General features: G+C 32.9%; 8 protein-coding genes and 1 pseudogene. 4 read left to right on the top strand and 5 right to left on the bottom strand.

Translation table 11 applies throughout. From position 1 onward, the window contains the following. Nucleotides 1-318: 318 nt before the first annotated feature. Together QZ659_RS14680 and QZ659_RS14675 are read right to left on the bottom strand one after the other, a co-directional pair. On the bottom strand, nucleotides 319-951 hold the full coding sequence (locus QZ659_RS14680; RefSeq protein WP_291726733.1) for a hypothetical protein: 633 nt from the start codon (nucleotides 949-951) through the stop codon (nucleotides 319-321). A 353-nt stretch (nucleotides 952-1,304) separates the two neighbouring features. Continuing rightward, complete coding sequence (locus QZ659_RS14675; protein ID WP_291726732.1) at nucleotides 1,305-2,117, bottom strand: hypothetical protein; 813 nt, start codon at nucleotides 2,115-2,117, stop codon at nucleotides 1,305-1,307. Nucleotides 2,118-2,443: 326 nt separating this feature from the next. Here QZ659_RS14675 and QZ659_RS14670 point away from each other — a divergent pair, with 326 nt between their 5' ends. From QZ659_RS14670 to QZ659_RS14660, 3 genes are all read left to right on the top strand, one after another. Next, nucleotides 2,444-3,328: a hypothetical protein gene (locus QZ659_RS14670; RefSeq protein ID WP_291726729.1), complete on the top strand. Its 885-nt coding sequence runs from the start codon at nucleotides 2,444-2,446 to the stop codon at nucleotides 3,326-3,328. Between the two features lie 60 nt (nucleotides 3,329-3,388). Further along, a complete protein-coding gene (locus QZ659_RS14665; RefSeq protein ID WP_291726727.1) occupies nucleotides 3,389-4,717 on the top strand; it encodes a tetratricopeptide repeat protein in 1,329 nt (442 codons plus the stop codon). Between the two features lie 228 nt (nucleotides 4,718-4,945). After that, the gene (locus QZ659_RS14660) at nucleotides 4,946-7,291 is read left to right on the top strand and encodes a Tex family protein (protein ID WP_291726725.1); all 2,346 of its coding nucleotides are present in this window, start codon (nucleotides 4,946-4,948) and stop codon (nucleotides 7,289-7,291) included. 176 nt (nucleotides 7,292-7,467) lie between these two features. Here the strand turns inward: QZ659_RS14660 and QZ659_RS14655 are convergent, their stop codons facing one another. Further along, entirely contained in the window at nucleotides 7,468-8,331 is an 864-nt protein-coding gene (locus QZ659_RS14655; protein ID WP_291726723.1) for a histone deacetylase, read from the bottom strand. A 380-nt stretch (nucleotides 8,332-8,711) separates the two neighbouring features. Here QZ659_RS14655 and QZ659_RS14650 point away from each other — a divergent pair. Further along, nucleotides 8,712-9,182 (top strand): annotated as a pseudogene (locus QZ659_RS14650) (Uma2 family endonuclease); the annotation flags it as partial. Between the two features lie 116 nt (nucleotides 9,183-9,298). On the opposite strand, the gene QZ659_RS14645 reads toward QZ659_RS14650, so the two are convergent. Both QZ659_RS14645 and QZ659_RS14640 read right to left on the bottom strand, forming a co-directional pair. Then, complete coding sequence (locus QZ659_RS14645; protein WP_291726721.1) at nucleotides 9,299-9,862, bottom strand: hypothetical protein; 564 nt, start codon at nucleotides 9,860-9,862, stop codon at nucleotides 9,299-9,301. 114 nt (nucleotides 9,863-9,976) lie between these two features. Further along, on the bottom strand, nucleotides 9,977-10,747 hold the full coding sequence (locus tag QZ659_RS14640; RefSeq protein ID WP_291726719.1) for a succinate dehydrogenase/fumarate reductase iron-sulfur subunit: 771 nt from the start codon (nucleotides 10,745-10,747) through the stop codon (nucleotides 9,977-9,979). Nucleotides 10,748-10,761 lie beyond the last annotated feature (14 nt).

Below are 10,761 nucleotides of genomic sequence, written 5' to 3'. Positions count from 1 at the left end.
AACAGACCTTGACAATAGTTTTTATAAACTAAATTGTACTACTCAACTACTTAAATGTTTAGAAAAAAGTCCAAAAAAAAACATCGGTAAAACATTACCGATGTTTTTGAATCACCAAATTTACCTATCACTAACTTAAAAAATAAGCAGTATTTTTAGATTGAATAGTTCAATCAATGCTTTTTATTCTTTTTGTGTTAGTAGGTTGTGCAAATTTAAGGCTTTTACCTCAAAATTTACATATCTACTACCATCTATTAACTATTTTTGTTTAAATTATTATCAAACTATTAATATCTTAGCACTAAAACAGTAGCTTTAGTTTTTATCAATTTGCTTTCTTAAAGCCTGTAACTCTTTCATTTTTGCTTGGCGTAACTTATTTTCCTGTGCTTCTATCCAAGCTGTTTTAGAATATTTTCCATCTGGATGTGCTTCTTTATAGGAAACGTACTCCAATCCTTGCTCTGCAAATGACTCTGAGTAAAGGTCTTCTAATAAGGCAAAGTTGGCATCTACATTTTGGCGCATCTCTTGTATTTCAGAGCCTGTTCCCATTACCATTGCTTCTAAATTTTCCCAATCAGCTACTTGCATATCTCTAAGAATCTCTTCATCTCCAGCATCAGTATCTGCTTGTGAAGTAATTACTACGTCTGCATGTTCAGATTGCAACATCATAAGTTGCTCTTGCCAAGAAGCTATTTTATCATTATCTTCATCCGTAAAATCTTGTATCTTTTTTCCGATATAGCTTTCCCAAAGCTGTTGGTCATTTGGATTGTGTTGCAATTTTTCCCAAATATCTGGCTTGTTCATAGGGTCTTTTTTATTTGCATTTTGAGCATCTACTGCACCAGTAAAAAAAAGCAATAATAAAAAAGTAAAGGATACAAAAAACTTTAATATAAAATTTATTTGTGTGGCTGTGTAGAGTTTTAGTATAGGCATAATAGCATAGTAAATAATTATAAATTTAGGATAGATTAATTGGTTTATATAGAAAAACGCAGAACGATTGTCTATACAACTATAAAAGTACAGAATGTTTTTGATATTTCCATATCACACTAAATATTGCCATGTGAGAAAAGCGATATAAAAGTTGGGCAAATAAATCATTTTGTGTAAAATTCTATTTTGCTACTCCATTTCACACATTTGCACTATTTTTATGTAACAATTCAAAAAACACCTAAAAACCTAATTTTCAAGCATTTACAGCAAAAAATTCGCAAAAAAACACTTTCAAAAACTACTGATTTCAAGAAAAAATTGTACTATTTTTGTTGATTTGGTGTAGTCTAATTGATTTGTCGTTCTAGGAAAGCCTGCTTTGCATCTTTCAGTTTTTCCATTTTAAGTTTTTTGAGTTCTTGTTCTTTTTCCATCATCCAACGAGATTCACTATAATTGCCTTTTGGGTATTTTTGTTTATAAAAAATGTATTCTGCTCCCAATGCCTCAAACTCGTCTGCCAAAACAGCTTCCAAAATAAAGAAGTTTTCATACAGATTTTCCTTTAGCTCTTCCATCTCTGTCGATTCTGCCAAAAATGACTCTTCTAAATCTTTCATAAAAGTCTTGACTTCTGGCTTGGCGAGTAGTTCGCTTATCTTTTGAGATTTGGTTAGAGATTTTGCACTTGTATTTGTAGTTACAGTCTCTACTGGGGTAGTGATAGTAGTTGGAGTTTTATTCTCATCTTTTTTTACGACGATAGTTTGCTTTTCCTCTTTTATTGTAGTGGTTGTAGAAATAACCTCTTGTTTTGTATCTTTTGCTTTAGTATTACTAGCCAATACTGGCTTTTGATTTAGTTTATTGAGCCACATTTCTTGAATCCATAATTTTATCTGCAAACGCTGTTTCAATGGCATATCTGTCCACTGTTTGTTTACATATTTTTGCCAAAGCAAAGAATCTAAAGGATTTTGTTGGAGCTGCGCCCACACAGCAGGATTGTTGTTTGGGTCGTAGGGAAGTTTTGTATGCAGACTATTTTGAGCAAATAGTGTATTTCCTCCAAAGCTCAGAAAGACAGAACAAAAAACTGTAGTTGTTATTTTCTTAACCATTTTGATACTGATAAGAGAAGGAAATATAAATGTTTTCATAGTTGTCAAAATTAAATGCTGCTTATGGTCGTTGATGCAAGATACAAAACTATATAATTTTGCTCTGCATCAAAATAGTATTTATTAAACGTATAAAAGCAGTAAATGATTTTATTTTAGCTTATTTTCATTCCTACAAATCTGTTCTTAGTTTCATTGTAGTAGCTTGTCTTTGAAACCAAAGCCAAACAGCTCATCTATATTCATAATAAAAAAGAGCTATTTTTAGTAAATTTGTAGTAGTGGTTCAAGTCTAAAGACTTGTAAAGTGATAGGTCGTAGTCATCACAGTGCATTCTTTGGCATAATAAAACATCAGATATAATATGATATTTCACAGGAAAGAAAAATTATTAATCATACTTTCAGTTATAATAACTCTAGGGTTTTGTGCTTGTCACGAAACTACTAAGTCTTTAAGTAATGATAATCTAAATAGCAATACGAATAAATTAATCAGCGAGCAGTCTAAAGTTGAAAAAAAACAAACATTAATTTCTGAATACAAAAGATCTAATGGAGAAAAAACAGACATCAAATATGTAAAGGATACAGTGATAATTGATTCAGAACCTGTTTATGACTTTGAGTTTTATTTAACAACTGAAATTGAGAATTGGTATAATAAAAACTATAAAAAACAAGTTAACTCTAATCATTGGGAATTAGCAAATATATATAGTAGAAGTAATACTGAATCTAAATTAATTGGGAAAATGATTACCTATTATGATACTTTAGTTTCAAATTATATTATCCAAGTCAAAACTATTGATGGTAAGGTAAAAAAAGAATTTAGGGAAATAGGAGATTGGGGTTATGGGATACATATTAATATCGTAGCTCATTCTGAGCACTTTGTGCAATTACCAGAAGAATACTTCGGAAAAGAAGCTTGGGTTTTAACACAAAATATTAATGGAAACTCAGAATCATATAGAGGAAGTTTAGTAGAATTATCGGCTAATGAGTTAATTGAAAAGGATACAAGAAAGAAGGTTGAAATTAAACAAGGAGTGTATTTGATTGAAGCCTTTGAAAACTCAAAATTTGTAATAAGAAAAGAAATCCCTGAGGACATGCCTTGTGGAGATGACATACTTAAAACAAATGAAATAAAAAATATACCACGATATTACTTAGATATTGAAAAAATTAAATTAAAAAACGGCGACTTTGATGTTAAGCCTGCTTATCCAAGAGGCTGCTAAGTGTTATTTATACAACCCATTTGGCTCGTAAAAAAAATCTAAAAGACAAAATTCAACTCTATGAAAATTAACATCTTATTTTTTTTATCTCTTCTAGCTTTTGCTTGTCAAGCTCAAGACTTAGAAAATAGTATAGATAAAATTGATAGCGCAGAAAAAGAATTATCGAATTCTTTCACAACTTTTTTCTCAACATGTATTTTAGAAACAGATTGCAAGAAATGTATTGATGAATTGGCTAGTCAAGCGACAGACGAATATAAAATGTATTTGATTGGAACAGTTTTATACAACATTGATGAAGAGAAATCTTTTGAATTACACAAAAAAGCCATTGAACTCAAACCAAATGAACTTAATTTTTCGCTGGAATATGCGATGCAATTACACAGAAAAGGACTGTATGAAGAAGCTATTCCATATTATTTGGCATATCAGAAACAAGCAGAAACAGATTATAGAATTGATTTGTGGTTGTCTGAATGTTATTTGAATAATAGAGAAAAAGATAAAGCTATAAAGAGTTGGAATGCTTGTAATCACGCAAAAAACCACGTCGGCATTGATAAAGCTATTTACCTCATTCATGGCGAAACAGACCAAATAAAAAAACGTTCTGAATTGCGCTTAAAAATACAAGAACACAAGGATAAAAAAAGCACTTATGATTTGATTTTTTTAGACCTAAACTGGGAAGTAGATTGGTGGAATACACTTATTCAAAAATTTTTCTTAGAAAAAGATTTAGAATTGATAGGCGAAACCTATGGAAAATCTAGTGAAATATATCGTGATTTGGATGCTTACAGTTCTATAAAAAAACTTTCAAAGAACTATGGAAAAGCCGATTCGATAAAAACCATTTTTTCTCAATCAGAAATGATTATTGACAACAATAGATTTTTCCCTAACGGAAATATTACTTCTGATTTACTTAGAATAGCTTTTACAAATGAAATATTAACAGAAAAGGATTTTTTTGAGTCAAGAAAAGATGAAATTTTAAGTTGGGCAGACTCCACAAAAGATATTGAATTACTTAATATTTATGCCTATTTAGAAGCAACTGTAAAAGGTGAAGTTTCAGAGGCAACAGATAAAAAAGGTTGGAATGAGTACAATGACGAACGTTTTGCAATAAGTTATTTTATGGGATTAGCAGAAAAAAACACATATAACAATCCAGATTTAGAGAAAGCGTTATCAGATTTTCCTAACTCTGCTCTCATACAATTTGTGAAGATGAACTGTGCTTACATTGAAGATAAAGAGTTTGAGAGTGACTTAATAGAGCTTATAAAAAAAGAATTTAGAACACTAACGACAGATCCAAATAGATATTCTTACCGATTAAAAGGTTATTTTCATTTGTTAGAGAATGGAAAATAATGTTTTGTGCTGTGTATATTTTCACAACAGTTAAAATTAAAACGAAAGACCAATAAAAGTATTGAATTACAGCATAATGAAATATCACAACATTGGAACAGCTTTTCACAATTATGCAAATAGCTTACCTTTCAAAACAAGCACTTTTCTCAAATATTTTGTATTTTTGCTGACATAATTAGCATATTCATTTCATTTTTTCCTACGATAAGAATTAAGACAAAAACTATGGATCAAGCTCTTTTAGATGCTCAACACATTGTTCAGATTGCAGCCGAAATTGGTGTACGTGTAAAGCAGGTAGAAGCAACAGCACAACTTTTAGATGAAGGGGCAACTGTTCCTTTTATTTCTCGTTACCGAAAAGAAGTTACAGGAACGCTAGACGAAGTACAAGTAGCCACTATTAGAGATAGGCTGGCACAGCTTCGTGAGCTAGATAAGCGTAGAGAAGCTATATTAAAATCTATTGATGAGCAGGGCAAACTGACTCCAGAATTAGAAGAAAAAATAAATGCTGTTCAGACCTTAGCAGCCTTAGAAGATTTGTACTTGCCTTACAAACCAAAGCGCAAAACCCGTGCTTCAATGGCAAAAGAAAAAGGGTTAGAGCCATTAGCATTAGAGATTTTAGAACAAGGAAGAATGGATTTGGAAAGAACGGCCAAAAAATTTATTGATGAAGAGAAAGGTGTAAAAACATTAGAAGAAGCCTTAGCAGGAGCAAGAGATATTATTGCAGAACACATCAACGAACACGCTGAAACTCGTGCAAAAATGCGTCAAGTGTTTGAAAAAGAAGGTACAATTACAGCAAAAGTAATTACAGGAAAAGAAAAAGAAGGAGAAAAATACAAAGATTATTTTGAGTGGTCAGAACCTTTGGTAGAAGCACCTTCGCATCGTGTATTAGCTCTTCGAAGAGCAGAAAAAGAAGGTATTTTACTTTTAAACATAGAGCCAGAAGAAGAAAGAGCTTTAAAATTATTAGAAGATAATTTTGTTCATAGCAATACTACTTCATCAGAGCAAGTGCAGATAGCTGCAAAAGATGCTTATAAACGTCTTTTAAAGCCTTCTATGGAAACAGAAATTCGTATGCTTTCTAAAAAAAGAGCCGACGAAGAAGCCATTACTATTTTTGCCGAAAACCTTCGCCAGCTTTTACTTTCTGCTCCATTAGGACAAAAAAACACGCTTGCCCTTGACCCTGGGTTTAGAACAGGTTGTAAACTTGTCATTTTAGACAAACAAGGAAAACTACTTTATCACGATGCTATTTATCCAAATGAGCCTCAAAAAGAAATTACCAAATCGGCAAATATTCTTTTAGCACTTTGTGATAAATACAACATTGAAGCAATTGCTATTGGAAACGGAACGGCAAGTAGAGAAACAGAGCGTTTTATTAAGTCTATTCCAAACTTACCAAAATCTATTCAAGTAGTGGTTGTTAGTGAGAGTGGCGCATCTATTTACTCGGCTTCGGAAGTGGCTCGTGAAGAATTTGCAGATTATGATTTGACAGTTCGTGGTGCAGTTTCTATTGGTCGCCGTCTGATGGATCCGTTGGCAGAACTTGTAAAACTAGACCCAAAATCTATCGGTGTAGGACAATATCAGCACGATGTCGACCAAAAGCAGCTCAAAAATAGTTTGGATGATACAGTTATGAGTTGTGTGAATGCTGTTGGAGTAGAAGTAAATACGGCAAGTAAAGAGCTATTGAGTTATGTTTCTGGATTGGGAGCTTCGCTTGCTAAAAATATTGTAACCTATCGCAATGAAAATGGGGCATTTGTAAGCCGAGAGCAACTTAAAAAAGTTCCTCGTTTGGGAGACAAAGCCTTCGAACAAGCAGCTGGCTTCCTTCGTATTCGTGATGCTAAAAATTTACTAGATGCTAGTGCTGTTCACCCAGAAAGCTATTCGATTGTGGAGCAGATGGCAAAAGATTTGAACACAACGGTTGAAGAGCTTATGAAAAGTGAAGAACTAAGAAAGCAAATCAATCTAAAAAGTTATGTTACTGAAAAAGTAGGTTTACCAACACTTGAAGACATTGTTTCAGAGCTTGCCAAACCCGGGAGAGACCCACGTGAACAGTTCGAAGCCTTTTCTTTTGCAGAAGGTGTAGAAAAAATGGAGGATTTGCGTGTCGGAATGAAACTCTCTGGCATTGTTACCAATATTACAGATTTTGGTGCTTTTATAGATATTGGCGTTCATCAAGACGGACTAGCACACATCAGCCAACTTTCAGATAAGTTTATCAATCATCCAACAGAAGCTGTAAAGGTTCACCAAAAAGTAGAAGCTACAGTAATGGATGTAGATTTAAACAGAAAAAGAATTGGTTTGAGTCTAAAATCTGACCCATTTGGAGCAAACCCAGCAAAAGGAGAAGGAAGAAAATCTGCGACTAAAGAAGATAGAAAAAGTAATCCTAAATTTTCAAGAGGAAGTTCTTCTGACCGACCTGTTAGAAAATCATCCTACAAGAAAAACCAAGAAGAAACTGGAGGCTCAATGGCAGACAAACTAGCTGCTCTTAAAAATAAGTTTGGGAAGTAATACCATAAATATTTGCTGTTCTGTGAGCCACAGAACAGAGAAAAAGTGCTATTCGTTGGTGTTTTAGTGTAGCAGCACCAACAACTTTTTATCTTATGTCTAGTACTCTAACTGACCCTATTCTATAAACTAAAAACTCTTTATTCATTTTGGATAAAGAGTTTTTTGATATATAATTAATTTACCTCATTGAAAGCAATAGCAGCCAAATTGTGTAACTCAACTACTTTTTCAATAGGCTTTTGATAACCTCCTGCTAAGTTGGTTACGACTGGCAAACCTAATTCTTTGCAGGTTTTATATACAATTTTATCTCGTAAAGCAATTTGTTCAGTAGTAAACTGACCTCTGTCAACTTCTGGGTCATCAATATGACAATCTACGCCAGCTTGATAGAAAAGAATTTCACAAGTACTAAAACGCTCACAAATTAAATCAGAAAGTCGGTTTAGCCACTCTTCATTATTATAAATAGTAACGTCGTGGTATCCTAATGAATAATGTGCAACTAAGTTTTCGTGTCCTGTTTTATATAAAGTTTGGTCTGTGCCATCTCCTGAATGCGAATCAAGGTCTAAAATTCCGATTTTTTTAGCTCCAAAACGTTGATTGAGTAAAATGGCTGCGATAGTCAGACCAGAGAAAGTACAAAATCCTGCTGCTTGGTCGTAATGGGCATGATGAAAACCAGAAGTAGGAGAAAATGTCGACTCACGATGTTGGTAAGCATAAGTAGCTGCACTGACAAAGCTTCCAGTAGTCCACAACAGACTCTTCGCTATTTCTTTATTTTTATTGTCAAATCCATTTTTAATTTGTCCCTTCAAAATTCCTCGTACATAGGAAGGATTATGAGCCAAACACAATTCATCTACGCTTGAAGGGCGAACTTTCATTATCTCAACAGGATAACCTAAATTTTTCCAAGATTGTACAACAAGCTTTGGCTTTGCTGCACTTGGCGAATTTTTAATAAATGATGAAACAGTCTGCTGCTTGTTGTAAAAAACTTTCATATTAGATGGGTTGCTTAATTGCATAAATTCCGTTTTAGAACTCAACAAGCATAAAAAACGTTCCTTTATACTCTAAGAGACAAGAGAAAGAATGAGGAAAGACATTTTTACCTTAGAAGAACTATACTAATTTTTATTTCGTATCTTAAGTAGTTGAGTAGTACAATTTAGTTTATAAAAACTATTGTCAAGGTCTGTTTTTTTCTTCGAAAAGACCCTTGACAAAGTTAAAATTCAACTTTTTATAAAATTGCACTAGCTTTTGAAAATAACAAAATTATACCAGCTAACTACTTAAATATACTATCACTAAGAAAATGACAGCACAGACAAACTATCAATTCAACGAAAAGCTAACCGTAGAAGAATATATTAAATTAGAAGAATAAAACAACCAAAAATACGCATACCATAACGAACAAGTCTATGCTATGTCTAGAGGTTCTATTCCTCATAGTGTAATTGGGTCAAGTCTCTTTGTAGAAGTAGGAATATCTTTAAAAGGTAAGTCTTGTAAGCCTATCAATAATGATATGAAATTGTGGATAAAATATAAAAATAAATATGTTTATCCAGATGCAATGATTGTTTGTGGAAACTTTGAAATTGCAGATGACTATAAAGATGCTATTACTAATCCAGTTGTTATTTTTGAAGTTTTATTTAAATCTACTACGGGTTATGATAGAGGTGATAAATTTCAAGCCTACCGACAAATTCCTTCGTTTCTTCATTATGTATTGATAGAACAAGATAAACCACAGATAGATATTTTTTCAAGAAGGGAAAGTTCTGAAACAAATAAAGAAGACAAAAATACTTCTCTTTGGAGCATAACTACATTAGAAGGAATAGATAAAAAACTCACTTTGTAACTACCCAACAACCAAATGGTAGAAATTTCTTTGAAAGATATTTATGAAGGAGTAAATTTTGAAAAAAAGCCAGAAGAAAAATCTGATAAGTCTTAATTCACCTTTTGTGTAAAAACTTATGATATATCATTTGTGATGCTTTTCTCATCACTACTCTTTCTCATTCTAATAATTTTATGCAACATAGCTGCTCCTAATCCATAAAACCAAATCCACACTATTGAAAAGCCTTGTAGTACTTCAGCATTGTATATGTGATACTGTTCTTTGGTAATCGTTTTGACAAATGTTCCACGATTATGAACTATATACTGTCCATCTCTGAAATCTGCTGTGCCTCCTAAAGAACCATCATTAAAAACAAAAAAGCCAATTATAGCATATAAAATACTCCCCACAACTATTATTGGCAGCCAAATAGGAGCGCCTTTAAAAACAGAAATTAGATTTAATTTCTGTTTTTTGTTAGTATTTTGATGCTTTATGTTTCCTGCTTGGCTAAGTATAATGGGCAATATAATAGCAAAAATACCAAGATGAAGTCCCCAAACAAATGGAAAACTGTCTGCCACATCTATATTTAACAGGGTCAAAACATTGACAAAAATAGCTATTGACCATAGAGACAAAGCTAAATAAAATACTTTTCTAAGTTGTGATGTTGTAAGAGATGGGTTCATAATTTTATTGAATAATATACGAAAAAAACCAATGCAAAAGAGATTTGCATTGGTTTTCTTGATAAAAACTTGATTTTCTATTGATGTTCTGATTCTAAAGAGTAAATTTTATAACTACTCTACATAATCAGAAGATGCTTTTGCTGTCAAGTATTCTCTATTCAAACGAGCAATATGTTCTTGTCCGATAAGTTTTGGACACTCTGCCGAACATGCACCTGTATTTGTACATGAGCCAAAGCCTTCCTCATCCATTTGAGCTACCATATTTTCAGCACGCTTTTTCGCTTCTGATTTTCCTTGTGGAAGAAGTGCAAGCTGTGAAACTTTAGCAGAAACAAAAAGCATAGCCGAAGCATTTTTACACGCTGCCACACAAGCACCACAACCGATACACGCTGCTGCATTGAATGCCTCATCAGCAATTTCTTTAGGAATTGGCATCTCGTTAGCATCACGAGCATTTCCTGTATTTACAGAAATATAACCTCCTGACTGAATGATTCTATCAAAAGCACTTCTATTAACACTCAAATCTTTAATTACTGGAAATGCCTTTGCTCTCCAAGGTTCGATGGTAATAGTTGTGTTGTTTGGAAAAGAACGCATGTGAAGCTGACACGTAGTAACACCACGAACGTTTCCATGTGGATGTCCATTGATGTACATTGCACAAGAACCACAAATTCCCTCACGACAATCGTGATCGAAACTTACTGGATCTTCGCCTTTTCGTACTAAAGTTTCGTTTAACATATCCATCATTTCAAGGAAAGACATATCTGTCGAAACACCGTCTAATGTATAGGTTTTGAACTCACCTTTTGCATTTGCATTGGCTTGTCTCCAAACTTTTATTTTATATGAATTATGTTGTTCTGCCATAATTTTTATATTTT

The organism is Bernardetia sp. (assembly GCF_020630935.1).
Lineage (GTDB): Bacteria > Bacteroidota > Bacteroidia > Cytophagales > Bernardetiaceae > Bernardetia.
Note: the sequence above shows the minus strand (reverse complement) of the source record. Positions and strands in the feature narration are given on the sequence as shown.

Bases quoted from the DNA above. Each gene is read 5' to 3' on its own strand.
- QZ659_RS14680 (WP_291726733.1), bottom strand. From the start codon at position 951: ATGCCTATACTAAAACTCTACACAGCCACACAAATAAATTTTATATTA.
- QZ659_RS14675 (WP_291726732.1), bottom strand. From the start codon at position 2,117: ATGAAAACATTTATATTTCCTTCTCTTATCAGTATCAAAATGGTTAAG.
- QZ659_RS14670 (WP_291726729.1), top strand. From the start codon at position 2,444: ATGATATTTCACAGGAAAGAAAAATTATTAATCATACTTTCAGTTATA.
- QZ659_RS14665 (WP_291726727.1), top strand. From the start codon at position 3,389: ATGAAAATTAACATCTTATTTTTTTTATCTCTTCTAGCTTTTGCTTGT.
- QZ659_RS14660 (WP_291726725.1), top strand. From the start codon at position 4,946: ATGGATCAAGCTCTTTTAGATGCTCAACACATTGTTCAGATTGCAGCC.
- QZ659_RS14655 (WP_291726723.1), bottom strand. From the start codon at position 8,331: ATGCAATTAAGCAACCCATCTAATATGAAAGTTTTTTACAACAAGCAG.
- QZ659_RS14645 (WP_291726721.1), bottom strand. From the start codon at position 9,862: ATGAACCCATCTCTTACAACATCACAACTTAGAAAAGTATTTTATTTA.
- QZ659_RS14640 (WP_291726719.1), bottom strand. From the start codon at position 10,747: ATGGCAGAACAACATAATTCATATAAAATAAAAGTTTGGAGACAAGCC.